The organism is Pseudoduganella aquatica (genome assembly GCF_020865585.1).
GTDB classification, from domain to species: domain Bacteria; phylum Pseudomonadota; class Gammaproteobacteria; order Burkholderiales; family Burkholderiaceae_D; genus Rugamonas; species Rugamonas aquatica_A.
The window spans coordinates 1,561,479-1,586,727 of sequence record NZ_CP086370.1; the positions used below are offsets into that span (position 1 = coordinate 1,561,479).

Consider the following 25,249-nt stretch of genomic DNA (forward strand, 5'->3'; position numbering starts at 1 on the left):
CTTTTGCTTCCCGGTGCGTGTTCCCCATGTCACGCGCCTTTTCGCGGCAGCCTGTTCCAGGCTGCCGTTTTTTTATTACCGGATGGAATGAATGCAGGCGCAGGCGGCGTCGCAAGGAGGGACGGGAAGGGTTGTCATACAACTGCTATAATCAAAGTTCTATTTGACACCTGCCAGCCATGAACGACATCGCCGCCGCCAACGCCCTCCAGCCGCCGAAGAAGCGCCACCGCAATCTTGCGCAGGGCGTGGTGGAGAGCATTACGGCCAGCATCACCGGCGGCCAGCTCAAGCCGGGCGACAAGCTGCCCACCGAATCGGTCATCATGGAGATGCACGGCGTGAGCCGCACCGTGGTGCGCGAGGCGATTTCCCATCTGCAGGCGGCAGGCCTGGTGCAGACCAAGCACGGCATCGGCACCTTCGTGCTGGAGCCGCCGTCGGCGCCGCTGCGCATCTCGGCCGACACGGTGCGCACCATCGGCGACGTGCTGGCCATCCTGGAGCTGCGCATCAGCCTGGAAACCGAAGCGGCCTGCCTGGCCGCCAGCCGCCGCAGCCCGGCGCAGCTGGCCGCCATGGGCGAGGCGCTGCAGCGCATCCTCGACGTCGGCTCGGTCGAGGCCGACGTGCAGTTCCACCTGCTGATCGCGCAGGCCACCGGCAACCGTTATTTCGTCGACATCCTGACCGACCTGGGCACCCACATCATCCCCCGCGCGCGCGTCAATTCGGCGCAGCTGGCGCATGACGACCCGGCCCACTACCTGGAAGGCGTGAACCGCGAGCACGAGAATATTTTCCGCGCCATCGAGCGCCAGGATCCGGATGCGGCGGGCGCCGCCATGCGCACGCATTTGAGCAACAGCCGCGAGCGCCTGCGCCGCGCCCAGCAGGAAGTGACGCCTGCCAATGTTTCCTAAAGGATAAGAGACCAAAAAGCCACGCAAAAGGCTTGCCCCGTTTTGATTATAGTTGTACGATGTCATACAACAAGACGGCGCCTTGCCGCTTTTTAGTCCCCAACTGGAGAAGAAGACATGCATCCTAATGACCTTAAAACCATCCTCTCGTCCGGCCTGCTGTCCTTCCCGGTCACCGACTTTGACGCGCAGGGCAACTTCCGCGCCGACACCTACGCCAAGCGCCTGGAATGGCTGGCCCCTTACGGCGCCAGCGCGCTGTTCGCCGCCGGCGGCACCGGCGAATTCTTCTCGCTGACCAACGGCGAATACACCGACGTCATCAAGACTGCGGTCGACACCTGCAAAGGCAAAGTGCCTATCCTGGCCGGCGCCGGCGGTTCCACCCGCGCCGCCATCGGTTTCGCGCAGGAAGCCGAGCGCCTGGGCGCGCAAGGCGTGCTGCTGCTGCCGCACTACCTGACCGAAGCCAGCCAGGACGGCCTGATCCGCCACGTGGAAGAAGTGTGCGCTTCGGTGGACTTCGGCGTTGTGGTCTACAATCGCAACGTGTGCCGCCTGACCGCCGACTCGCTGGAGATCCTGGCTGACCGCTGCCCTAACCTGATCGGTTTCAAGGACGGCCTGGGCGATATCGAACTGATGGTGCAAATCTGGCGCCGCATGGGCGACCGCTTCAGCTACCTGGGCGGCCTGCCGACCGCGGAAGTGTACGCCGCCGCCTACAAGGCGCTGGGTACGCCGGTGTACTCGTCGGCCGTGTTCAACTTCATGCCGAAACTGGCCATGGACTTCTACCACGCTGTCGCCAACGACGACCACGCTGCGCAGAACAAGATGCTGGACGAATTCTTCCTGCCATACCTGGAGATCCGCAACCGCAAGGCCGGCTACTCCGTCAGTATCGTCAAAGCGGGCGCCAAACTGGCCGGCTACGACGCAGGCCCGGTACGCGCTCCGCTGACCGACCTGACCGAAGAAGAAGTCGCCATGCTGGAAAAACTGATGCGCGCACAGGGCGCGCAATAATCCTAAGGAGTAGTGATGCAAGTATCCGGTGAAATGATTATCGGCCGTAACGTAGTCCGCGGCCAGGAAGGCACGATCAAGGCGATCGATCCTTCGCGCAACGAGCAAATCGAACCGGCCTTCGGGCTGGGTGGCGAAGCGCAGCTGCAGCAAGCCTGCGCGCTGGCCGAACAGGCGTTCGACCGTTATCGTGAAACCGGATTGGAGCAACGCGCCCGCTTCCTGGAAACCATCGCAGACCGCATCATGGACCTCGGTCCAGCGCTGATCGAGCGCGCGATGCAGGAAACGGGTCTGCCGCAAGCCCGCCTGGAAGGCGAGCGTGGCCGCACCTGCAACCAGCTGCGCCTGTTCGCCAAGGTCGTCCGCGACGGCCGCTTCCTGTCCGCCACGCTGGACTCGAAGCTGCCGGACCGCACCCCGCCGCGCTCGGACATCCGTCTGCGCAAGATCGGCCTGGGCCCTGTCGCCGTGTTCGGCGCCAGCAACTTCCCGCTGGCCTTCTCGGTGGCCGGCGGCGACACCGCGTCCGCACTGGCGGCCGGCTGCCCAGTCGTCGTCAAGGCGCACTCGGCACACCTGGGCACCTCCGAACTGGTGGCCCGCGCTGTGCAGAAAGCCGCAATTGAATGCGATATGCCGGAAGGCGTGTTCTCGATGCTGATCGGCTCCGGCGTCACGGTCGGCCAGAACCTGGTTGCGCACCCGGCCATCAAGGCCGTGGGCTTCACCGGTTCCCGCGCCGGCGGCACCGCGCTGATGCGCACCGCCGCAGCGCGCCACGAGCCGATTCCCGTGTATGCTGAAATGAGCAGCATCAACCCGGTGTTCCTGCTGCAAGGCGCACTGGAAAACAGCAAGCTGCCGCAAGCCTTCGTCGATTCGCTGACGCTGGGCGCCGGCCAGTTCTGCACCAACCCAGGCCTGCTGATCGGCGTGGACGGCCCGCTGCTGCAAACCTTCACCGAAGGCGTCGCCGCCGCGCTGGCCGCCAAGGCCCAGCAGACCATGCTGACCCCGGGCATCCACCAGGCCTACTCGTCGGGCGTGGCCAAGCTGGCCGCGATCCCAGGCGTGAAGCTGGTCGGCCAGGGCCAGACCGGCGCCCTGCCATGCGGCGCGCAAGCCGCGCTGTACGAAGTGGCCGCCGAAACCTTCCTGTCGAATCCGGACCTGGAAGGCGAAATCTTCGGACCGGCATCGCTGCTGATCCGCTGCCGCAATGAAGACGAAGTGGTGCGCGTGGCCGAACACCTGGAAGGCCAGCTGACCGCCGCCGTGCACGCCACCGCAGCCGACCTGGCCTTCGCCAAGCGCCTGCTGCCTACGCTGGAGCGCAAGGCCGGCCGCGTGCTGTTCAACGGCTTCGGCACCGGCGTGGAAGTCTCGCACGCCATGGTGCACGGCGGCCCGTTCCCGTCCACCTCGGACAGCCGCAGCACCTCGGTTGGCGCCTCCGCCATCGACCGCTTCCTGCGTCCGGTGAGCTACCAGGACGTGCCGGCGGAACTGCTGGCCGCCGCGCTGGCCGACGGCAACCCGCTGGCCATCCCGCGCGTGGAAGACGGCGACCTGGTATGGAACGCGTAAGCGATATTTCATGCAAGGTCGGTGAAAGCCCGGTCTGGGACGCGCACAGCGCGGCCTGGTACTGGGTGGACATTGTGTCGAAGCGGGTCTGGCGCCTGGACGGGCGCAGTGGCGCGGCGCGCTACTGGAGCACGTCCGAAATGGTGGCTTGCGTGGCCCCCAAGGCCAGCGGCGGGCTGATCGCAGGCATGGAAACAGGCTTGTTCAGCCTGGAGCTGGGCGAGGGCGAGTCGGCCGGGGAAACCCGGCTCGCGCGTCCCGCCTCGCTGGGTGAGGGCATGCGCTTCAACGACGGCCGCACCGACCGCCAGGGGCGTTTCTGGAGCGGCACCATGTTCATGGACATGTCGGCCGCGCGCGCCATCGGCGAGCTGTATAGCTACAGCGCGGAGCAGGGCTTGTCGGCGCCTGTGGTGTCGGGCCTGGTCACGCAGAACGGCCTGGCCTGGTCGCCGGACGGACGCACGATGTATTTGTCCGACTCCCACCCGAGCAGCCGCCTGGTCTGGGCTTTCGACTACGACACCGCCACGGGCGAGCCGTCGAACCGGCGCGTGTTTGCCGACCTGAACCAGCACGTAGGCCGTCCCGACGGCGCAGCGGTGGACGCCGAAGGCGGCTACTGGACCTGCGCCAACGACGCCGGCTGCCTGCTGCGTTTCACGCCGGACGGCAAGTTCGACCGCCGTGTCGACGTCCCGTTCGCCAAGCCCTCCATGTGCGCCTTTGGCGGCGCCGACATGGAGACGCTGCTGGTCACCTCCATCCCCTCCGGCAAGCCGGAAGACGCGGAATGGGGCGGCGCGGTGATACTGCTGCGGCCCGGCGTCAAGGGCGTCGTCGAGACCCCGTTCCAAGATTAAGCAAAAAGCGCCGATCGGCGCTTTTTTTTCGCCCCAAGCAAACTGAGCCGCATCCCACCAACCCCGGGGTCAGACCCCGAATTCGGTGGAATGCGGCTCAGCTCGTTTGTAGGAAAACGGGAGGATTTAGCAGACTGAGCCGCATTTTTTCCTTCGTTGGGGTCTGACCCCGAAGTAGAAGAAATGCGGCTCAGGCTGCTTGTAGGAGAAGCGGAGGGTTAGGCGGAGAGTTCCGAGTTGTGGACGGTGCCGCCTATGGTGACGTTTTTCAGCTTGAGGCCTTTGACGTTGTAGAGGAACCAGGGCGATTCGGTGCTGGCCGGGGTGCCGAAGTCGCTGTCGCTGATGGTGACGTTGGTCACCGGCACCACCGTCGGCATCGGCGCGCTGCCGTTGTAGTCGGAGGCGACCGGCCCCAGTATTACCACGGCCTGGTAGCACGAGGCCTGCTTGCCGCCCTTGGCCGCGACGTTGCCCACCTTGACGTTCGAGATGTGGATGTTGTCCACCACCGGTGGACGGGTGCGTACCGTGTCGGCAATGGGCGCGTAGTCGCAGTCGAAGGTCACCACCGCGCCCGCCGCCGTGGCCACCGTGCGCGACTGGATCGGCGATCCCGGCAGCGAGGCGTAGAACGAGGGGCTGGTCTGCACGCCGTTCGGAATGCTGATGTTGCGCACGTAGAAGTTGCGCAGGTAGCCGCCGCGGTTCAGATTGGTCTTCAGCCGGATCGCCGTGTTGAGCGGGTTGGTCTTCCAGTGCACGTTCTCGAACACCAGGTTCTGCGCGTAGACGTTCTGGATGCCGCCCGCCATCTCGCTGCCCAGCGTGACCGCGCCGTGCCCGCTGTGCATGATGCAGTCCTGGATCACGATGTTCTGCGAGGGGCCGAATTGCGTGTCCTGGTTCTTGCCGGCCTTGATGGCGATGCAGTCGTCGCCGGCGTCGAAGGTGCAGCCTTCAATCAGCACGTGGTCGCACGCTTCCGGGTCGAAGCCGTCGCTGTTCGGGCCGTGGCTGACGGCGTGCACTTTGCGGATGACGATGTTGCGGCAGTGGACCGGGTGGTGCTGCCAGAACGGCGTGTGCTGCACCTGGTAGCCCTGCAGCAGCACATTGGTGCAGCTGACGATGTGCACCATGGACGGACGCAGGTAGTGGCCCAGGCCGAACACGCGCCGCGCCAGCGGCACGCCCGCTTCGGACAGCGCCGGCAGGTACTGCTCGTCGGCGCGCCATTTGCCGCCCGCGCCCTGGATCTGCAGCCGTTCTTCTTCCGTCAGATTGGGCGCCACTTCGGCCAGCGAGGCCGGGTTGGCGGGGTTTTCGATATTGCCGGCCAGTTTGCCCGGGCCGAAGTTGGGCACCGAGTTTTCCGCCACCGAGTTCATGGTGCGGGTCTTGCCTTTCCAGGTCCACCAGCAGTCGCCGTTGCTGTTGAAGGGCACGCCGCCCTGGCCGTCGATGATGCTGGTCCAGTCTTCGCCGGTGAGGGCGATGTTGTCCTGGCCGTAGGCGTAGATCGGCGACGAGAAGTTCAGGCAGTCGTTGCTCTGCCAGCGCGTGATCGACAGCTTGCCGTTCTTGCCGCAGTCGAAATCGCCGTATTTGGCGTAGTCGGCCGGCTGGTTGCTGAAGTAGATGTGGGCGCCGGCTTTCAGGTGCACGTTCACGTTCGACAGCAGCACGATGGGGCCGGCGCAGTACCAGTTCCCGGCCGGGATGACCACGCGCCCGCCGCCGGCCTTGCTGCAGGCGGCGATGGCGGCGGCGAAGGCGGCGTAGCAGTCTTTCGAGCCGGGCGCGGGGGTGTTCAGCTCGTCCTGTTCCTCGAACGATTTCCAGGCTTTGACCTTGACCAGCTTGCAGGTGGCGGCGCCGTATTTGGTGACGTCGAAGTCCTGCTTGCGGAACACCGGCGGCTTGGACAGGCGCTTGACGATTTCCGCCGCGCGCTCCCACGGGTCCACCGCCGTGGCGGCGCCGGCCAGTGCGGGCAGGCCGCCGGCCAGCGCGGCGCTGGTGGCGGAGGCGGCTTTCATCAGGCTGCGTCGCTGTTGGTTGATTTGCTTGCTCATGCGGTCTCCGTTGCTGTGCTTATTGCTCATAGGTGTTGTTGTATTCGGCCAGGTAGCTGTCCGCCGGTGCGGGCTGCGTGGTGTAGCCGAGGTCCTTTGCCGGGTCGAAGCCGGCCGCTTTCAGATTGGCCCAGTAGTCGTCCGAGTTGAACTGCGCGGGGCGGTAGGACAGCGTGCCGCTGCGGTTCCAGTCGGACCACGGCGTGTTGCGGTTGATGTGGGCGCCGATGCGGGAATTGAGCACCGCCATTTTGCCCACCGTTTCCAGCACCGTGGGCGTGATGGTGCCGGCCGGGGACTGGAACTGGCTGGTTTGCCCCATCACGCAGGAGTAGCCGGCCAGGGGGATCTTGCCGTAGGGCGTGCAGCGCGAGTTGTGGAACCATTGGCGCGCCAGATAGAACTTGCCCGCCAGCGCGAACGGCGAGCCGTCGTGCGTGAAGCGGCAGTGGTCGAACACCAGGCCGTAGCGGGTTTTGTGGTTGGTGTTGGGCGCGCCCACGTAGGAGGTGCTGCGGTCGCCCAGGGATTTGATTTCGGTCTGATGGAAGTAGGCCGTGCTGTCGCCGAAGATGAAGTCGACGTCGCCTTCGATATAGGATTTGTTGAAGAAGCTGCGCACGGTCACGCGCGTGTCGGCGGCGCGCAGGAACAGCGTGTCCTGGAAGCCGATCAGGCGGATGTTCTCGAACTGCACTTTGTCCGCGCCTTCCACCTGCAGCGCCACGGCCTGGTGGTGCACCACGTTTTTCTGCGGGTTGATGTCGGTCTTGCCGCAGGGGCGTTCGCCGCATTCTTCGCGGGCGTTGCCGGTGTCCTTGTTGTAGCCGTTTTCTATGGTCAGGTTGCGGGCCTGGAAGCCGTTGTTCTGCACCCACACGGTCATGGAGCCGAAGGTGCCGACATTGCCGTTGCCTGCTGCGGCGCGCTCTTTCACGATGGCGTGCATGGCTTGCACGGACGGCGCCGCGGTGGCGAATTGGGCGCCGTATTGGGCGGTGTAGCTGGCGCCTGTGGTGGCGGCGTCCAGCTTGGCGGTGATTTTCGTGGCGGCGGCGTCCGCGCCGTCCCCGTACAGCGTGATCGGGGCGGCGCCGGCGGGCACGTAGACCAGTTCCTTGTACACGCCGGGCTTGATCAGGATGTAGACGCGTTCGGCCTTGCCTGCGCCGGCGGCGCGGCTGACGGCCGCTTGCACGGTGCTGAAGGTCTTGACGCCGTCGGCCTTGGCGCCGGCGTCCACGATGTAGGTGGGCGTGAAGGCGGCGCCTTTGGCCAGCGGGTCGGCCAGCGGGTCCCACGGGTCGATGCGTTCATTGCCGGACGGGCCGGCGTATTTCAGTACTTCGCTATAGCTGTACTGCGCTGCCTGCGCGGCGCTCAGCTGCGGGCGCGCGGTGCCGGTGCTGGCCGTGGCGCGCGCGGCGGTGCTGCTGTCTGCGGCCGCAGGCGTGGCTGGCTGGGCCTGGCTCTGACCGACACTCGGCTGGGCGAACAGCACGGCCAGCGGAGCGGCGATCAGCGCGGCCAGGCGCGCTGCGCGGGCCGTCATTGCTGGCCCTCGGCGCGGAATTGGCCGGCCACGGCGGGAATCACGGCTTTCATCTCGGCTTCGACCATGCGGGCGAAATAGGCTGCGCCCTTGGCGCCGACGTGGGTGCGGTCGAAGGCGGTTTTGGCGGCGCCTTGCGGCTCGGTCGCCGCCGCTGCGTTTGCGCCGCTTGCTGCTGCTGGCACGGAGCCCGGCAGCACGGCCGGCGCCAGGTAGTCGGCTGGACGCGGCACCACGGCAAGCGTGTCGGCTTCGTCCTGGCCCATGGCTTGCACGGCGGCGTGGCTTTTCGCGTTCAGCTCCAGCAGCGGCGCGCCTTCCTGCGCCGCTACCTTGCGGATGGCGTCGGCCCACGGCAGCAGGTTGTTTTCCAGTGCGCCGTTCTTGAAGGTGCGGCGCGTGAGCGGCGTCACCAGCACGGGCACGCCGCCCAGTGCTTTCACTTCCCGCGCGTAGCGCGCCATATTGGCGGGGAATTCGGTGGCCAGATCGGTCGAGCGTCCGGGCTTGCCCGGCTGGTCGTTGTGGCCGAACTGTATCAATACATAGGTGGCGCGATAGGCGGCCGAGCCGCGCAGCAGGCCTTGCACTTCGTCCCAGCGGCCTTCGGCGCGGAAGCTGCCGGAACTGCGGCCGCCCTTGGCCAGGTTGATGCAGGTGTCGCTGCGGCTGATGCGGGCGCACAGCGCGTCGCCGTAGCCGCTGTTGCTGGCCATGGTGGAGTCGCCCACCAGGATGAAGCGTACAGGCTTGTTCTCGGCCGCCATCGCAGCTGGCGCCGCCGCCACGAGGGCGGCGGTGCTCAGCGCCAGGGCCGCAGCGGCCCTGGCAAAGTGGCGACGGGAACCAGTGTTGAAGTTACTGGTCATCGTCTGCTCCTGTTTTCTGACGTGGACGGTCAGAAGTTGTAAGTACCGCGAAGATTGAACGAACGGCCGATAGGGCTGGCCGCGCTGCTCAGATAACCGTTGGCGTAGCCGCTGTGATTCGTCACCGGTGGGTTGGTGTCGAACAGGTTGGTGATGCCGGCGGTGATCTGGATGTTCTTGAAGCCTTTGTACGACGTGGTCAGGTTCCACACTTTATACGACTCGATGTCGCGCCAGTACTGCTGCGCCACCAGATTCTGGTCTTCGTAGCTCGAGTTGTAGTTCTGCGTCATCTGCGCCGACCAGTCGCCCTTGGCCCAGCCCAGTTTCAGCGTGTGCTTCCAGCGGTAGGTAATGATGGGCAGGCTGCTGGTGGTGCCGTTGCTGGCCAGGCCGAAGCGGCCCACGTTGGACACGAACTCGCTGTCCTTCTCCAGCTGGTTGTCGAACTGGGTCAGGTAGGTGCCGTCCAGCTGCACCTTGAAGTTGCCGTAGTCGCTGCGCGGGAAGTCGTAGCTGGCCGAGACGTCGATGCCGCCTGCCTTCTGGCCGCCCAGGTTCATCGTCACGTTCTTGATGTAGTTGATGGTGCGGTCGGGATTGCGCACGATCAGCGACTGGTACTTAGCCGGGTCGGTGAAGTAGACCTGTTCCGGCAGGTTGGCCAGCATGTCCTTCATGCGGATGTTCCAGTAGTCGAACGACAGCGTGAGCGACTTGATGGGTTCCACCACCACGCCCAGCGTGTAGCCGCGCGATTTTTCCGGACGCAGGTCGGCGTTCGAGCCCACTTGCTTGGGCAGCGCCACGTTGCACACTTCCGAGGCCACGAAGCCCGGCAGCGCGGTGCCGGTGCCGGCCACGCCTGGTTTGCCGCCTGGGCACAGCAGCGGGTCGTCCCACTTGGCGGAGGTCTTGCCGGTGGCGCCGGGCAGGCGGTAGCCGTAGGCGTCGAACAGGGTCGGCGCGCGGAAGCCGGTGTTGGCCGAGCCGCGGAACATGATCTGTTTCGACGGTTCGTAGCGGAAGCTGGCCTTGGGGTTGATGGTGTTGCCGAAGTCGCTGAAATAGTCGTCGCGCACGGCCAGGTTCAGGTTCAGCTGCTTGGTCAGCGGCACGTCCAGTTCGGCGAACGCCGCGTACACATTGCGCGCGCCTTCGCCGTGCGACGAGGTCGAGTTCAGGTAGGTGACCGAATTCTGCACCGCCAGCTTGTCGTCGCGCGTGGTGTCGCGGTGGATGTCGGCGCCGAGCGCCAGGGCCATCGAGCCGCCCGCCAGTTCCATCAGGCTGCGGCTGGCGTTGACGTCGACACCGGTGAAGGTGGAGCGCGAGTCGCGGTTTTTCTGGCCGTCCACCGAGATCGATTTCAGGTAGTCGCGGCCGGCCTGGTCCTGCAGGCCGAAGGGATTCAGCGCGCCCGATTTCAGGCCGTCCAGCAGGCCCTGGCCGGTGAAGAAGCCGTTGTCGTAGTAGTTCTCGCGGTCGCTCACGCCGATCACCAGGCCGGTGCGCACGTCCCACTCGCCGAAGCGGTTTTCGTCTGCCACAGCGATACGCTGGTTGACCTGCTTGTCCTTCTGCACGGCCACGCCGTAGTCGGCCACGGCCCAGGTCACGGTCAGCGGCTCGCCTTTCAGGCCGGCCACCGCAGGCACGCCGCCGCTGGCGCCCGGATACCATTTGCTGGTGGACGGCAGGGTGGCGTTGACGCCGTTGACGGCCACCGCGTTGGTCGGGTTGCGTGCCGCCAGGATGAATTCCTGGCCGCGCATGTAGTCGATGCTCAGCGTGTGGTCTTCGTTGAAGCGCTTGGTGCCGCGCGCGTAGAAGGTGAGCTGTTCGTTCTCGTGCAGCGCGGTGCCGTATTCCTGGTTGTTCAGGATGCAGGTGTTCTTGCCGCCGATGATGGAGTAGGGCGCCACGCAGCCGGATGCGAAGTAGGGGTTCTGCGCGGTCTTGTTGGTGGCGGTGGTGAAGTTGGCCGGCATGGCGTTGCCGCCGCTGCCCAGCGTGGGCGCGCGGCCGATGCTGGTCAGCAGTTCGGTCGAGCTCAGCTCGGCGCGGTCCTTCTGCGCCAGGCGGCTGCGGCGGTGCATGTCCACGCTGGCGTACACGTTCCAGCCGTCCTTGGCCAGGCTGCCCTTGCCCACGGTCAGGGTCAGGCGCTGTTCGTCGCCGCCGCCGCTTTTCTCAGGCTGGATGTATTGCGCGGTGGCGGAGGCGCCTTCGAAGTCGCGCTTGGTGATGAAGTTGACCACGCCGCCAATGGCGTCCGAGCCGTAGATGGAGGAGGCGCCGTCGCGCAGGATCTCCACGCGCGACAGGGCGCTCATGGGGATCACGTCCAGGTTGGCGTAGCCGTCGGCGATCGCTTCGTTGGCCAGGCGGCGGCCGTTCAGCAGCACCAGGGTGCGGTTCACGCCCAGGCCGCGCAGGTTGATGTTGGTGCCCGAGCCTGCGTTGGACGGCGCCAGCGAGGCCGATTGCGGCAGCGCCATCATCACGTCGGCCAGCGTGGTCATGCCGCGCTCTGCGAATTCTTCCGCCTTGATGGTCGATACCGGCAGGGCCGCTTCGGTGGCCATGCGTTTGATGCTGGAACCGGTGACTTCCACGCGTTGCATTTCCTGTGCGGTGGCGCTGTTCATCAGCGTCAGCACCGCCAGGGTGATGGACGAAAGCAGCAAGCGCGGCTGCACTTTGTCGTATGTGTTCATGAAGCTTGTCTCCTGATGATTCAATTGAGTGTTCGGCGCGCATGGCTGCGTGCCGTGGGTGGAGCACCTCGCGTGCTCCGTGCCGCTGAGAGGAGGGCTGCGCGGTGAGGCGCGGCCTAGCTCGCAGGCGGTTGATAATGGGTTCTTGCCGGGCGCTGTCCTCTGCGGGACAGGCGCGTGCCGGACTGCGTTGGCCTTGCTGCGCTTATCCCCTCGAGAAGGTGCGGGTCACGCGTTCGAGGTGGGAGCGCATGGCTTTCCTGGCGCCGGCCGGATCGCCGGCGGCGATCGCTTCCAGGATGCGGCGGTGGTCCTTCAGCGTTTCCTGGCGCAGTTCCTCGGTCTGGAAATGTTCTTTCAGCTTGTGCCACAGGCGCCCGCGCTGGTTCCACAGGTAGTCCAGGCCGCCCACCAGCGCGCTGTTGCCGGTGGCGCGCGCGATGGCCAGGTGGAAAGCGCGGTCGGCCTGTTCGTTGCTGGCCTTGTTGGCGTGGCTCGCTTCCATCTGCTCCACCGCTTTCAGGATGGCGTCCACGTCGCCGGGCGTGGCCACGCGCGCGGCGATGGCGGCGATCTCCGCTTCGATCAGGCGGCGCGCGTGCAGTACTTCAAAGGGGCCGGGGCCGGCTTCGGGCAGCGCCACGTCGGCCTCGGGCAGCGCGCTGACATACACGCCGGAGCCGCCGCGCACTTCGATCACGCCGCCCAGTTCGAGCGCGATCAGCGCTTCGCGCAGCGAGGCGCGGCTCACGCTGAGTTTGGTGGCCAGGTCGCGCTCCGACGGCAGGCGCTCGCCGGCGGCAATGCCTTCGGCGGCGATCAATTGCTGGATGCGGTCCGCCACCACACGGTACAGGCGCGGCTCGTGGCTGGCGGCTTCCGGGGTCGAGCTGGATTTTTTAGGGATCAAGGCAGGTTCCGCTGTGTTCGTTTGGTCAGGCCATTCTAAGGTGGTCTGACCAAATAATCAATCTGGACTAGCCAAATTTTTTTTTCTCTGCCATACTGAATCGCATAGCACGCAACACAGCACGTAATAAAGCAAGTAACCAACAAGGACGTAAAACAATGACGACCGAGCCGAGCGCGAACAGCCCGCGCTACATCCTCATGCATGAGAACGACAACGTAGCCATCGTTGTCAATGACGGCGGCCTGCCCGCCGGGGCGGTGTTCCCGAACGGCCTCGTGCTGCGCGAAGCGGTGCCGCAAGGGCACAAGGTCGCCTTGCGCGCCTTCGCCAAGGGCGATCCCGTGATCCGCTACAACGTAACTATCGGTTTCGCCGCGCTGGACATCGAAGCGGGCAGCTGGATCGCCGAGGCGCAGGTGGAGATGCCGGCCGCGCGTGAGCTGACCGGCCTGCCTATCGCCACCGTGAAGCCGCCGCCGCAGGAGCCGCTGGAGGGCTACACCTTCGAGGGCTACCGCAATCCGGACGGCAGCGTGGGCACCCGCAACATCCTGGCCATCACCACCACCGTGCAGTGCGTGGCGGGCGTGGTGGAGCACGCGGTGCAGCGCATCAAGGCCGAGCTGCTGCCGAAATACCCGAATGTGGACGACGTGGTGGGCCTGGAGCACACCTACGGCTGCGGCGTGGCGATCGACGCCCCCGGCGCCAATATTCCCATCCGCACCGTGCGCAACATCAGCCTGAACCCGAACTTCGGCGGCCAGGCCATGGTCGTCAGCCTGGGCTGCGAGAAGCTGCAGCCGGCGCGCCTGTTCCCGAAAGGCTCGATTCCCATCCAGAACAGCGGCGGCGCCGATCCGGCCCACGTCTGCCTGCAGGACCAGGGCCACGTCGGCTTCCAGTCGATGATCGCCTCCATTATGAAGACCGCCGAAGTGAACCTGCAGGCGCTGGACAAGCGCCGCCGCGAAACCGTGCCCGCTTCCGAGCTGGTGGTGGGCGTGCAGTGCGGCGGCAGCGACGCATTCTCGGGCGTGACCGCCAACCCGGCCGTCGGTTTTGCCACCGACCTGCTGGTGCGCGCCGGCGGCACCGTGATGTTCTCCGAAGTGACCGAAGTGCGCGACGGCATCGACCAGCTGACCTCGCGCGCCGTGAACGAGGAAGTGGCGGCCGCCATGATCCGCGAGATGGAATGGTACGACCAGTACCTGAAGCGGGGCGGCGTGGACCGTAGCGCAAATACCACGCCGGGCAACAAGAAGGGCGGCCTGTCCAATATTGTTGAAAAAGCCATGGGCTCCATCGTCAAGAGCGGCAGCTCGCCGATCTCGGGCGTGCTTTCGCCGGGCGAGAAGCTGACCCAGAAAGGCCTGATCTACGCGGCCACCCCGGCCAGCGACTTCATCTGCGGCACGCTGCAAGTGGCGGCCGGCATGAATCTGCACATTTTCACCACCGGCCGGGGCACGCCTTACGGCCTGGCCGAAGTGCCGGTGATCAAGGTCGCCACCCGCAACGAGCTGGCCGCGCGCTGGCACGACCTGATGGACGTGAACGCCGGCCGCATCGCCAGCGGCGAAGCGAGCATCGCGGACGTGGGCTGGGAAATGTTCCGCCTGATGCTGGACGTGGCCAGCGGCCGCAAGACCTGGGCTGAACAATGGAAGCTGCACAACGCGCTCGTGCTGTTCAATCCGGCCCCGGTGACTTGATTTACTAGTATCATACGACATCGTACAACTGGACTGAGTGGACCTTACATGAGCAAACCATTTAAACGCATCCTGCTGACCGGCGCAGCAGGCGGACTGGGCAAGATTCTGCGCGACCGCATCAAGCCGTGGGCGGACGTGGTGCGCCTGAGCGACATCGGCGACATGGGCGAGGCGCGCGAAGGCGAGGAAATCGTGCGCTGCGACCTGTCCGACAAGCCTGCCGTGCTGAAGCTGCTCGAAGGCGTGGACGCGGTGCTGCATTTCGGCGGCATCTCCACCGAGAGCAATTTCGAAGCCATCATGGCGGCCAACATCCAGGGCACGTACAACCTGTACGAAGGCGCGCACAAGGCAGGCACCCGCCGCATCATTTTCGCCAGCTCCAACCATGCCATCGGCTTCCACAAGGTGACCGAGGTGCTGGACGCGGACAGCCCGACCCGCCCGGACAGCATGTACGGCATCAGCAAGGTGTTCGGCGAACAGCTGGCGCGCTACTACTTCGACCGCACCGGCATTGAAACCGTATGCCTGCGCATCGGTTCGTCCTTCCCGGAACCGAAGAACCCGCGCATGATGCGCACCTGGCTGAGCTACGACGACCTGGTGGAAGCGCTGCGCTGCTCGCTGATGGCGCCGCGCGTCGGCCACGCCATCCTGTACGGCCAGTCGAACAACGAAGCCGTGTGGTGGGACAACAGCAAGGCCGCCTTCATCGGCTTCAAGCCCAAGGACAGCTCGGAGCAGTTCAAGCACCTGTTCCCGGACACCGGCGTGTATCCGGACAAGGACGACGCAGCCACCACCTACCAGGGCGGCGGCTTCGTCAACGACGGCCCGCAGTACATCTAAGTCCGCACTACAGCGCCACCTGCACGCCGACCACCATGGCGTTGTAGGTGGCGTGCACCAGCATCGGGGCCAGCAGCGACTTGCTGCGTTCATAGGCCCAGGCAGTACACACCCCCAGCACGAACACCGGCGCCATCGATACGGCCGGATGCACGATGGCGAACAGCGCCGCGCTGGCCGCCGCAGCGGGCAGGGCGCCGCCCAGGCGCCGCAGGCCGCCGAAGATCAAGCCCCTGAAAATAAACTCCTCGAACAGCGGTGCGGCCAGTACTGTCAGCAGCAGCACCAGGTGCAGGCCGTGCGGCCGCTGCCTCGGCCACCACGGCGTGTCGCGCAGCAGCCACATATACAAGGCGCCGAAGGCGCACGCGGCCAGCGCGGCGGGCAGCGCATGCACCGTACCCGCCCATGCGCCGGACTGGCGGATGAAGATCACCGGGATGCCGGCGGTCTTGTGGCGCCAGTACAGGTAGCGCACCAGCGCGTACACCGTGCCGCCCGCGATGGCGAAGGCGAATGTGGCGGTGGACAGCCTGCCGGGCGCGCCGCCCATCAGCATGGCCACGAGGTGCTGCAGCACGAAGAACAGCATGGCGGCGATCAGGCCGTCCGACAAGGCGACACGGGCCGGCGGCGCGGCGCCGGGGTCCAGCAGGAAGGGCAGCGTGTCCTGCGCTTTTTGCCACAGCGCGAGCGCAAGCGCGGCGGTCAGGATGATGATGGCCAGCGCCTGCAGCCAGTCGCCGGCATACAGGGCGTAGGTGTAGAGGCCGCACAGCAGCATGTAGAGATAGGCGTAGGCGGGCCGCACGCGGGCCTGGGTTTCCTGCGCTTGCGGGTCGCTGGCGAATACGCCCAGCGAGACGGCGATCAGGGCGTAGATGGGGATCCCGGCCAGCACGATGGCGATGTAGCCCAGCAGGGGCCAGTTGAAGCTGGGCGTGTAAGCCAGGCCGATGGCGAAGACCAGCAGCGGATACAGCATGGCCAGCACGCCCCACAGCTGGGCCTTTTCCTTCAGCAGCGCGCTGATGGGGCGCGGGAAGGTGTACAGCATCCACAGCGCGTTGCCCTCGGTGTTGAGGGACTGGAAGGCTGACAGCAGCAGCACGTAGCTGCCGATGCCGAAGGCGATGGCGGCCATCATCTGCTGGTTCTGGCCCAGCAGCGTGATGCTGGAGAAGCGGCCGCTTACCAGCAGCTGGCTGACGATCAGCACGACAGGAATCAGCAGGCTCTGGACCAGGAAGTTGCGGTCGCGCCCGAGCAGCATCAGCTCGCGCCGCTGCAGCACGGTGCCGATTCGCCAGCGCTGCGGGCTTGCCGTCGCCGCCGCTGCGCTCTTGCCGCGCCTGGCCGCCTCGCGCGCGCCGCTGGCGAGCACGCCGCCGCGCAACTGGTGGCGCAGCACCGCCATGCCGGCCAGCAGCAGCGCGCCCACTTGCGCGCACAGCAGCGCGGCGGCTTGCAGCGCTGCCGTTGTGGTGGCGGCGGTCAGCGCCTGCACCGCCAGGCCGGGCGGCGTCCACAAGGTCCATGCCGGAAAGCTGCGCGCCCAATCCAGCGTGAAGGAATTGTTGGACCACGTCGAATAAGAGATCCCGACATACATCAGCGGCATGCTGAGCACCGACGCCAGCGCCTGCAGGTTGCGCAATTGCGACGCGGGCAGCGAGAGCCGCAATCCGGTATCGGCCAGGGTGCGCATCAGCGCCGCCAGCATCAGCAGCGCGAACGCGGCGGCGGCGCCCAGCAGCGGCGCCCACCCGCCATGATTGCCATACCAGGCCAGCACCATGCACAGCGGCCAGAGCGCCAGGATGCCGGTGGGGTTGGCGATGCTGCGTTCCAGAACCCGCGCCCACAGCAGCGTGCCGCGTTCGACGGGCAGCGTCACTAGCCACTCCAGGTCCCAGTCCGCCTGCGCCATTTCCTTGCTGGCCAGCGGCAGCAGAAAGCTCACCAGCCACATGAGCAGCAGCATCAGCGTGGCGGCGGCGGCCAGCGCTGGACTGAAGTGATTGGCGTGCAGATGGGCGCTGGCCATTTCGTGCATGCGTTCGGCCGAGTGCGTGGCGGCCAGCTTCACGCAGCGCTGCGTGCTGTCGAACTTGCAGTGCAGATTGAGCACGGAGGTGCGCATCATGGTGGTAAAGGCGAACAGCATGGCCGCACCGACGATAAGGCCCAGCAGCCAGCGGCTGCTTTTCTTGCCGCGCGAGGCGGCGCGGCTCTTGCCCTCGGCGTTGCGCTTGCCACCGCTGAACTGGACGGCGGCCGTCATGTTCAATAAGCGCAGCAGGCGCAGGCGCGCCAACAGCCAGATGGCGCCGGCGGACGAACGCCCGTTCATGCGCGCTCGCCGGCTTCGTCGGTGATCTTCAGGAAGACTTCTTCCAGCGAGCCGTCGGCGCAGGCCGCGCTGCGCAGCTCGTCGACCGTGCCGCTGGCCACCAGCGCGCCGCGATGGATAATGCCCACCCGGCTGCACATGCGCTCCGCCATATCCAGCAAGTGGGTCGACACAAAGATGGTGGTGCCTTGCGCGGCGGCCGCCATCAGGCGCTCCTGCACGTCGCGCGCGGCGCGCGGGTCCAGGCCGTTGATCGGTTCGTCGAGCACCAGCACTTTTGGATCATGCACCAGCGCGCAGGCCAGGCCGAGCTTCTTTTTCATGCCCAGCGAGTAGTTCACCGCGAACTCCTCGGTCACGTCCTCCAGCGCCAGTTCGCGCAGCAGGCGGTGCGCGCGCGCCGCCGCTTCCGAGCGCGAGTAGCCGTGCATTTCGGCCACGAACTGCAGGATTTCGCGCCCGCGCAGATAGTCGTAAAAAATCGGCGTGTCGGGCAAGTAGCCCACGTGGCGCTTGACCTCGGCCGCGTCGGCGTGGCAATCGAGGCCGTTCACCAGCACCCGTCCCGCGCTGGGCACCAGGATGCCCATCAGCATGCGGATGGTGGTGGTCTTGCCGGCGCCGTTCGGCCCCAGGAAGCCGAACACCTCGCCGCGCGGCACCGTCAGCGACAGCGGCTTGACGGCGTCAAAGCCGCCGTAGGATTTCGACAGTCCCTGGAACGCTATCATTGCCCGCCTAGCGCCATGCCGAAGCGTTCGGTGCGCGGCATCCAGTTGCCGACGATGTCGGCCGACACCAGCACGCGCACGGCGCGGCCGATCAGCATCTCGCGCGGCACCAGGCCGATGTAGCGCGAGTCCATGCTGTTGTTGCGGTTATCGCCCAGCATCAGGTAGCTGCCGGCGGGGATGGTGAGCGGGGCGAAATCGCGCCGGCTGCTCGTCACTTGGGGCAGCAGCTGGATGCGGCGTTCGCTGCCGCCGGATTTCTCGGTCAGCTGCAGCGCCTGCAGCTTGCCGACGTGCTCGATCGCCTCGACGGCGTCGGCGGGCATGCTGTAGCCGGCCGGCTGGCCGTTGATGATGAGCTGGTCCTTCTGCATGGCGACGGTGTCGCCGGGCAGGGCGATCACGCGCTTGATCAGGCGGGTCTTGTCCAGCGGCGAGGAGAAGGTGACGATGTCGCCGCGCTGCGGCTCGCCCAAGTGCGCCACCACCACGTCGGTCAGCGGCACTTTCAGGTCGAAGGCGAGGCGGTTCACGAACACCACGTCGCCCTCGAGCAGGTTGGGATGCATGGATGCGGAAGGAATGGGGTTCCAGTCCGCCACGGCGGTGCGGAACAGGCCAAACAGCATCAGGAAGGCGATGAAGCCCTTGTTCGCGCGCAGCCAGCTTTTCATCTTGGTTCTCCGGAGTGGTTAAGTTGACATCGCATCATCCGATGCGATTCTTAAACCATGCTTAGTGCCCCAGCTTCTGCACTTGCGCGCTGCCCACGCCGTGGCGCCAGCCTTCGCTGACCGCCGTGACCGTGCCGTCGGCATTGAACAGCAGCGCGTTGGCCGCGCCGATTTCCTCCTGCGCGGGGCTCCAGCGCTGGCCGTATTTCTCCAGCGCCTTGGCGGCGTCGCTGGCGGCGTAGCCGGGCTCGATATTGGTGGCGGTATTGTTGCGTTCGGACAGGCGCGGCGCGTCCACCGCCTGGCTCATGCTCATGCCCAGGTCGATGTGGTTGACGATGGTTTGCAGCACCGTGGTGATGATGGTGGAGCCGCCCGGGCTGCCGACCGAAAACGCCGGCTTGCCGTTCTTGAAGGCCAGCGTGGGCGACATGCTGCTGCGCGGACGCTTGCCCGCTTCCGGCACGTTGGGATGCGGGCCGCTGAAATCGAAGTCCGTCATTTCGTTGTTGAGCAGGAAACCGTAGCCGGGCACGGTGATGCCGCTGCCGCCCCAGGATTCAATGGTGAAGGTGTAGGAGACGATGTTGCCGTCCTTGTCCGACACGGTCAGGTGGGTGGTGTGCGCGCCCTCGGCCAGCAGCTTGGACTGGGCCGGGCGCAGCGGCACGCTCTGGTCGTTCTGGAAGGGATAGGGATCGCCCGCGTCCGCGTGCGCGGCGGCGCGCATCGGGTTGATCAGCTCGCGGCGGCGCGCGGCGTAGTCCTTGCTCATCAGGCCCTGCACCGGCGCTTCCAGGTATTCGGGATCGGCCAGGTAGGCGTTGCGGTCGGCGAAGGCCAGGCGGCTGGCTTCCAGGTACAGATGCTCCACCTTGTCGCGCGGCATGGACTTGAGGTCGTAGCCTTCCAGGATGTTGAGCGCCTCGGCCACCGCCACGCCGCCGCTGCTGGGCAGGGGCATGCCGTAGATATCGTAGCCGCGGTAGGTGGAGCGCAGCGGCTGGCGGATGCGCGCCTCGTAGTTGGCCAGGTCGGCCATGGTCATGGCGCCCGCGCGCACCTTGCCGCCCGGGTTGTTGACCGTATCGACGATGGCGCGCGCCATCTTGCCTTCATAGAACACCTTGATGCCGCCCGCCGCCAGTTCGCGGTAAGCCTTGGCCAAGTCCGGGTTGCGCAGCAGGCTGCCTTCCGGCAGCGCCTTGCCGTCCTTCAGGTACAGCTTGGCCGTGGCCGGGAACAGCTGGAACTTGGCCTCGTTGGACGCCACCAGACGCGAGAAATTGGCGTTCACCTTGAAGCCGTCCGCCGCTACTTTAATGGCCGGTTGCAGCACCTTCTTCAGCGGCATGGAGCCGTAGCGCTCCAGCGCCTCGTGCCAGCCGCGCACCGTGCCCGGCACGCCCACCGACATGCCGCTGGCCACGGTCTGCTCGAAGTCCAGCTCCTTGCCGTCCTGCTGGAAGATGGTGGGCTTGAAATTGGCCGGCGCCATTTCGCGGTGGTCGATGGTGATCACGCGCTTGTCCTTGGCCAGGTAAATCATCATGAAACCGCCGCCGCCTATGCCGCAGCTGAAGGGATCGGTCACGCCCAGCGTGGCCGCCGCCGCCACGGCCGCATCGACCGCGTTGCCGCCCTGGTTCAGGATGGTCATGGCCGACTGCGTGGCCTGCACGCTGATGGTGGCGGCCGCGCCGCCGGTGCCGGTGGCCACCGGGCTCTTGGCCCAGGCAGCCGGCGCGGCGGCGATGGTGATGATGATGGAGGAAACCAGCAGGGAGGGAAGGGCGCGGCGATGTGGCGAAGTCATGGGCTCTCTTATCGGGCAAAGCGCGCCGGCGTGGCGCGGTGGCTAAGGAATTTCCACCCGCAAGCTTACCCGATAAGTTGGCGCAGGAGCATTTAACGCAGGCGGGTCCGGCGGATCCAGCCCTTGCAGCGTGAAGCGCAAGCCCTGCTGCGTGGCGCTATTGCTGGCGTTCGGCATTTTTTCCGACAGCACGAAGTTGCTGCTGTTGCCGTTGCTGGTTAGCACAAAGCTGTAGCTGATATAGCCCTCCCACACGCACACCGCGCCGGTTTTGCAGCGGCTGTCGTTGATGCGTTCCAGCTTCAACGTGGCAGCCGGCGTCAGCGCCACGGTCTGGCCGGCGGTCAGTGTATAGGTGGCGCTCTTGCGCGGCGGCGTGGGCGCAGGCGTTGGCGAGCCTCCGCCATTCTGCGCCACCACGCTGCAAGCGCCGACGATGCCAAAACCGGCAAAGCAAGCCAGCAGGCTGATGATTCTGAGCTGCATATTTATTCTCCGTTATAGAGGGAAATATTAGCTAAAACACATCCAGTGCGGCGCACGCTTGCTGTAAAGCAAAAAGGGGTCAGGGTTAATTAAATTGTTTCCAATTTAATTAACCCTGCCCCCTTCTTTGCGCTTTGCGCTGCTGCAGCGTTACATGTAGGCGGCGAGCGCGCCTTTCATTTTTTTCAGCGCGGCCGCTTCGATCTGGCGGATGCGCTCGGCGGAGACGCCGAACTCGGCGGCCAGCGTGTGCAGCGTGGCGCCGGAGCCGTCGTCATTGGCCAGCCAGCGGGCTTCGACGATGCGGCGCGAACGGGCGTCCAGCTTGCCCAGCGCGGTTTCCAGGCCTTCGGAGTGAAGGCGCGTGACTTGCTCGGCTTCCAGCACACGGGTCGGCTCGCTCTGCTCGGAGGACAGATAGGCGATGGGCGCGAACTTGTCGTCTTCGTCGTCGGTCGGCGATTCGAGGGCGATGTCGCGGCCGCTCAAACGCGTTTCCATTTCGATCACTTCTTCGCGCTTCACGTCCAGCAGCTTGGCCAGGTTGTCGATCTGGGCCGGCGACATGGCGTCCAGGCCGGTCTTGTGGCTGCGCAGGTTGAAGAACAGCTTGCGCTGGGCCTTGGTGGTGGCCACTTTGACCAGGCGCCAGTTCTTCAGGATGTATTCGTGGATTTCGGCCTTGATCCAGTGCATGGCATACGACACCAGGCGCACGCCCTGGTCGGCGTCGAAGCGCTTGACGGCTTTCATCAGGCCGATATTGCCTTCCTGGATCAGGTCGGCGTGCGGCAGGCCGTAGCCCAGATAGCCGCGCGCGATCGACACCACCAGGCGCAGGTGCGACAGCACCAGCTCCTGCGCGGCGCCCAGGTCGTTGTTTTCTTTGAGGTTGCGGCCGAGACGCTTTTCGTCTTCAGGCGTGAGCATAGGCAGGCGGTTGACCGCAGAAATGTAGGCGTCCAGGTTGCCCAGGTTGCCAGTGAATCCCAGTCCCAATGCCAGTGCATTTTTATTGCTTGGTACCAATGCGGCAGGTGCGGTCATCATAGTCATTTTTGTTTCCTCGCTCGTCGAACATGGAATGTTTCGGATTCTTGCATCTTGCGTGACACTTCTTAAACTCAGCTTAATGTTGCTTGTGTGCATGAGTTCAGACATCAGTTGGACATATATTAGCACTCTCGATCGGAGAGTGCCAATCGCCAGTTGCTATGCCCCTGATAGCGGTAATGCTATGGGCTGATTCTATTCGATGGCTTTTGGCAAACGCACGGCAAACTGCACGGTGTTTGCGTATCGTCAATTAATACAGGGTAGTGGGGGGCGGGGGCGGGGACTGTGCGGGAACGCACGCCGGCTGTCAGTTCAGCCGGGCCAGATGGCGCTGCACCGACAGCACGGCGCCGGCCAGTCCCAGCGCTGCCGATACGGCCAGCAGGCCGGCCATGGGCAGCGGTTCGAGCGGTGCGAGCTGGAATTCGGAGGCGTACAGGCGGGCGAACTCGGCAATAGCCTTGTTCAGCGGCTGCAGCGCCAGCGCCACCGCGCCCAGCGCCGCGCCGCCCGCGCACAGGCCCAGCAGCGCGCCGGTGTAGTAAAAGGGGCGGTGGATAAAGGTGTCGGTCGCGCCGATCAACTTGGACACCAGGATCTCCTCGCGCTGGGTCAGCACCTGCAGCCGTATGGTGTTAAACACAACCGCCACCACCACCGTGCCCAAGGTGGCGGCCAGCAGCAGCAGGGCCAGCTTGAGCACGCCGATCAGCGCGGCCAGGCGCTTGACCCAGGCCGAGTCGATCTGCACCGTGTCCACGCCGGGCAGGGTGCGCATCTGCTCGGCCAGGGTGTCCACGTCCAGGCCGGCGGCGGCGCTGCGGAAGGCGTCCAGCTTGATGATGTAGCTGTCGGGCAGCGGGTTTTCGCCCAGCGTGGCCAGCACGTCGGACAGGCCGCTCTTGCCTTTCAGCTGGTCCAGCGCTTTTTCGCGCGGCACGAAGATGATTTTGGCGTCCTTCATCAGCTCGCGCAGCGGCGTGGCCAGGGCGGCGGACTGCTCGCGCGCCACGTCCTGCTTCATGAACAGGCTGATTTCGGGATCGACCGACATTTGTTCGGACAGCGGCCGCACATTGTCCAGCAGAGTCAGGCCCATGAAGGGCAGCGCCAGGGCGATGGCCACCACCAGGATGTTGAACAGGAAACTGCCGGGCGCCTTGCGCAGGTGCACCAGGGCGGCGCCCAGCGCGAAGCCGTGTTGACGGAACCAGCTGATCATGCGGCCACCTCCGCTTGCGGCGCGTCGCTGTTGTTTTGCAGCTGGCCTTGTTTCAGGTGGATCACGCGCGCCGCGCCGGCCAGCACGTGGTCGTCGTGGGTGGAGATCAAACAGGTCACGCCCACCGAGTGGAAGGCGCGCAGGGCGTCGAGCACGCGGTCGGCGCTGGCGCGGTCCAGGTTGGCGGTGGGCTCGTCGGCCAGGATGATTTGCGGGCGGTTGACGATGGCGCGCGCGATCGACACGCGCTGCTGCTCGCCGCCGGACAGGGCCAGCGGCGCGGCGTTGGCGCGCTCGCCCAGGCCCACTTTGTCGAGCGCGGCGCGGGCGCGCTGCTCGGCCTGCGCGCGCGGCTGGCCGGTGACCATCAGCGGCATCATCACATTGGCCAGAATGGAGCGGTCGGCCAGCAGGCGCTGCTCCTGGAAGATCAGGCCCAGGTTGCGGCGCAAAAAGGGCACGCCGGCCGCCTTGAGCTTGCCGATGTCCTGGCCGTTGACGATGACGCGTCCCGAACTGGGGCGCTCCATGGCGGCGATCATCTTCAGCAGGGTGGACTTGCCGGCTCCGGACGGGCCGGCCAGAAACACCAGCTCGCCCTTGTTGACCGTGAACGACACGTCGCGCAGCGCGGTGGCGTCGGCCGAGTATTGTTTGCTAACGTGCTGGAATTCGATCATGGGCGTGGGCTGTCCTTTTCGTTTAGCCCAGCAGGGCTTCGACAAATTCCGTGGCGTTGAAGGGCTGCAAGTCCTCGATGCGCTCGCCGATGCCGATGAAGTACACCGGCACCGGGCGCACCCGGGCGATGGCGGCAATGACGCCGCCCTTGGCCGTGCCGTCCAGCTTGGTAATGATGAGGCCGGACAGTTGCAGCGCGTCGTCGAAGGCCTTCACTTGCGCCAGCGCGTTCTGGCCGGTGTTGCCGTCGATAACCAGCAGGGTCTCGTGCGGCGCGCCTTCCAGGCCTTTGCCCAGCACGCGCTTGACCTTTTTCAGCTCTTCCATCAGGTGCAGCTGGGTCGGCAGGCGGCCGGCCGTGTCTATCATGACGATGTCGATGCCCTTGGCCTTGGCCGACTGCACCGCGTCGTAGGACACGGCGGCCGGGTCGCCGGACTCCTGCGAAATGACGGTGACGTTGTTGCGCTGGCCCCAGACCATCAGCTGCTCGCGCGCTGCGGCGCGGAAGGTGTCGCCGGCGGCCAGCAGCACGGACTGGCCGTGGCTCTGCATGTGCTTGGCCAGCTTGCCGATGGTGGTGGTCTTGCCGGCGCCGTTGACGCCGGAAATCATCATTACCAGAGGCTGGTGGCGGCCCAGCTCGAACGGCTTTTGCAGCGGCGCCAGCAGCTCTATCATCAGGGTTTTCAGGGCGGCCTTGACGGCGGCCGCGTCCAGCAGCTTGTCTTCCTTGACCTTGCGCTTGAGGGCGTCGAGCAGGAACTGGGTGGCGTCGATGCCGGCGTCGGCCATCAGCAGCGCCGCTTCCAGCTCGTCGTACAGCTCGTCGTCGATCTTGGCGCCGACGAACAGCACGGACAGGTTGGCGGAGGTTTTCGACAGGCCGGCCTTGAGGCGGGCCATCCAGTTGGGCTTGTCTTGTTCCGCGCCGGAGGTGCTGGGCGCGGCCAGCGGCATGTCCGGCGTCGGTGCGGCGGCGGGCGCAATGGCGGGGGCGGCTGCCGGGGGCAGGGTGGAGGCAGTCTCAGGCTGGACAGGTTTTTTCTTGAAGAAGCTGAACATTGGTGTGCGGTAGAGGGCTTCAAGCGAAGGTCCGGCGGCGCCGGACGGGGAAATA

Annotated in this window: 20 protein-coding genes; 6 read left to right on the forward strand and 14 right to left on the reverse strand. The window is 65.8% G+C overall.

Annotated features, from left to right (window positions below):
- Positions 1–179: 179 nt before the first annotated feature.
- The 4 genes from KT882_RS06880 to KT882_RS06895 all read left to right on the forward strand — a co-directional run bounded on the left by KT882_RS06880 (position 180) and on the right by KT882_RS06895 (position 4,405).
- On the forward strand, positions 180–923 hold the full coding sequence (locus KT882_RS06880; protein ID WP_161071605.1) for a FadR/GntR family transcriptional regulator: 744 nt from the start codon (positions 180–182) through the stop codon (positions 921–923).
- Positions 924–1,040: 117 nt separating this feature from the next.
- Positions 1,041–1,952, forward strand: coding sequence for a 5-dehydro-4-deoxyglucarate dehydratase (gene kdgD, locus KT882_RS06885; protein ID WP_161071604.1), 912 nt, complete (start codon positions 1,041–1,043; stop codon positions 1,950–1,952).
- Positions 1,953–1,967: 15 nt separating this feature from the next.
- Positions 1,968–3,542, forward strand: a complete 1,575-nt coding sequence (locus KT882_RS06890; protein WP_161071603.1) for an aldehyde dehydrogenase (NADP(+)) — start codon at positions 1,968–1,970, stop codon at positions 3,540–3,542.
- Complete coding sequence (locus KT882_RS06895) at positions 3,530–4,405, forward strand: SMP-30/gluconolactonase/LRE family protein (RefSeq protein ID WP_161071602.1); 876 nt, start codon at positions 3,530–3,532, stop codon at positions 4,403–4,405. The genes KT882_RS06890 and KT882_RS06895 overlap by 13 nt, the downstream gene beginning before the upstream one ends.
- Positions 4,406–4,623: 218 nt before the next feature.
- Here the strand turns inward: KT882_RS06895 and KT882_RS06900 are convergent, their stop codons facing one another.
- The 5 genes from KT882_RS06900 to KT882_RS06920 form a co-directional block, all read right to left on the reverse strand.
- The gene (locus KT882_RS06900; RefSeq protein ID WP_161071601.1) at positions 4,624–6,483 is read right to left on the reverse strand and encodes a glycoside hydrolase family 28 protein; all 1,860 of its coding nucleotides are present in this window, start codon (positions 6,481–6,483) and stop codon (positions 4,624–4,626) included.
- A 19-nt stretch (positions 6,484–6,502) separates the two neighbouring features.
- Positions 6,503–8,035 (reverse strand): pectinesterase family protein, encoded by a 1,533-nt coding sequence (locus tag KT882_RS06905; protein ID WP_228895057.1) that lies wholly within the window; start codon positions 8,033–8,035, stop codon positions 6,503–6,505.
- Complete coding sequence (locus KT882_RS06910) at positions 8,032–8,904, reverse strand: rhamnogalacturonan acetylesterase (protein WP_228895060.1); 873 nt, start codon at positions 8,902–8,904, stop codon at positions 8,032–8,034. Before KT882_RS06910 ends, KT882_RS06905 begins: the two co-directional genes overlap by 4 nt.
- Positions 8,905–8,933: 29 nt before the next feature.
- On the reverse strand, positions 8,934–11,624 hold the full coding sequence (locus tag KT882_RS06915) for a TonB-dependent receptor (protein ID WP_228895062.1): 2,691 nt from the start codon (positions 11,622–11,624) through the stop codon (positions 8,934–8,936).
- 205 nt (positions 11,625–11,829) lie between these two features.
- The gene (locus KT882_RS06920; protein ID WP_187358642.1) at positions 11,830–12,534 is read right to left on the reverse strand and encodes a FadR/GntR family transcriptional regulator; all 705 of its coding nucleotides are present in this window, start codon (positions 12,532–12,534) and stop codon (positions 11,830–11,832) included.
- A gap of 158 nt (positions 12,535–12,692) precedes the next feature.
- Between KT882_RS06920 and garD the strand changes: the two genes are divergently transcribed.
- Complete coding sequence (gene garD / locus KT882_RS06925; protein ID WP_161071597.1) at positions 12,693–14,255, forward strand: galactarate dehydratase; 1,563 nt, start codon at positions 12,693–12,695, stop codon at positions 14,253–14,255.
- A gap of 48 nt (positions 14,256–14,303) precedes the next feature.
- Positions 14,304–15,110: an NAD-dependent epimerase/dehydratase family protein gene (locus tag KT882_RS06930; protein WP_161071596.1), complete on the forward strand. Its 807-nt coding sequence runs from the start codon at positions 14,304–14,306 to the stop codon at positions 15,108–15,110.
- Between the two features lie 7 nt (positions 15,111–15,117).
- Here KT882_RS06930 and KT882_RS06935 read toward each other — a convergent pair whose 3' ends face one another.
- The 9 genes from KT882_RS06935 to ftsY all read right to left on the reverse strand — a co-directional run bounded on the left by KT882_RS06935 (position 15,118) and on the right by ftsY (position 25,194).
- Positions 15,118–17,463 (reverse strand): CPBP family intramembrane glutamic endopeptidase, encoded by a 2,346-nt coding sequence (locus KT882_RS06935; protein WP_228895064.1) that lies wholly within the window; start codon positions 17,461–17,463, stop codon positions 15,118–15,120.
- Positions 17,460–18,194, reverse strand: coding sequence for an ABC transporter ATP-binding protein (locus KT882_RS06940; protein WP_228895066.1), 735 nt, complete (start codon positions 18,192–18,194; stop codon positions 17,460–17,462). The genes KT882_RS06935 and KT882_RS06940 overlap by 4 nt, the downstream gene beginning before the upstream one ends.
- A complete protein-coding gene (lepB, locus tag KT882_RS06945) occupies positions 18,191–18,868 on the reverse strand; it encodes a signal peptidase I (protein ID WP_161071593.1) in 678 nt (225 codons plus the stop codon). Before lepB ends, KT882_RS06940 begins: the two co-directional genes overlap by 4 nt.
- A 61-nt stretch (positions 18,869–18,929) precedes the next feature.
- Positions 18,930–20,684, reverse strand: coding sequence for a gamma-glutamyltransferase (gene ggt, locus KT882_RS06950; RefSeq protein ID WP_228895068.1), 1,755 nt, complete (start codon positions 20,682–20,684; stop codon positions 18,930–18,932).
- A 42-nt stretch (positions 20,685–20,726) separates the two neighbouring features.
- Complete coding sequence (locus KT882_RS06955) at positions 20,727–21,170, reverse strand: hypothetical protein (RefSeq protein ID WP_187358641.1); 444 nt, start codon at positions 21,168–21,170, stop codon at positions 20,727–20,729.
- A 150-nt stretch (positions 21,171–21,320) separates the two neighbouring features.
- A complete protein-coding gene (gene rpoH / locus KT882_RS06960) occupies positions 21,321–22,220 on the reverse strand; it encodes an RNA polymerase sigma factor RpoH (protein WP_161071734.1) in 900 nt (299 codons plus the stop codon).
- 313 nt (positions 22,221–22,533) lie between these two features.
- A complete protein-coding gene (ftsX, locus tag KT882_RS06965) occupies positions 22,534–23,448 on the reverse strand; it encodes a permease-like cell division protein FtsX (RefSeq protein ID WP_161071591.1) in 915 nt (304 codons plus the stop codon).
- Positions 23,445–24,128 carry a cell division ATP-binding protein FtsE gene (locus KT882_RS06970; protein WP_161071590.1) on the reverse strand — a complete coding sequence of 228 codons (684 nt, stop codon included), beginning with the start codon at positions 24,126–24,128 and terminating at the stop codon, positions 23,445–23,447. Before KT882_RS06970 ends, ftsX begins: the two co-directional genes overlap by 4 nt.
- Positions 24,129–24,150: 22 nt before the next feature.
- Complete coding sequence (gene ftsY, locus KT882_RS06975; protein WP_161071589.1) at positions 24,151–25,194, reverse strand: signal recognition particle-docking protein FtsY; 1,044 nt, start codon at positions 25,192–25,194, stop codon at positions 24,151–24,153.
- Between the last annotated feature and the right edge of the window lie 55 nt (positions 25,195–25,249).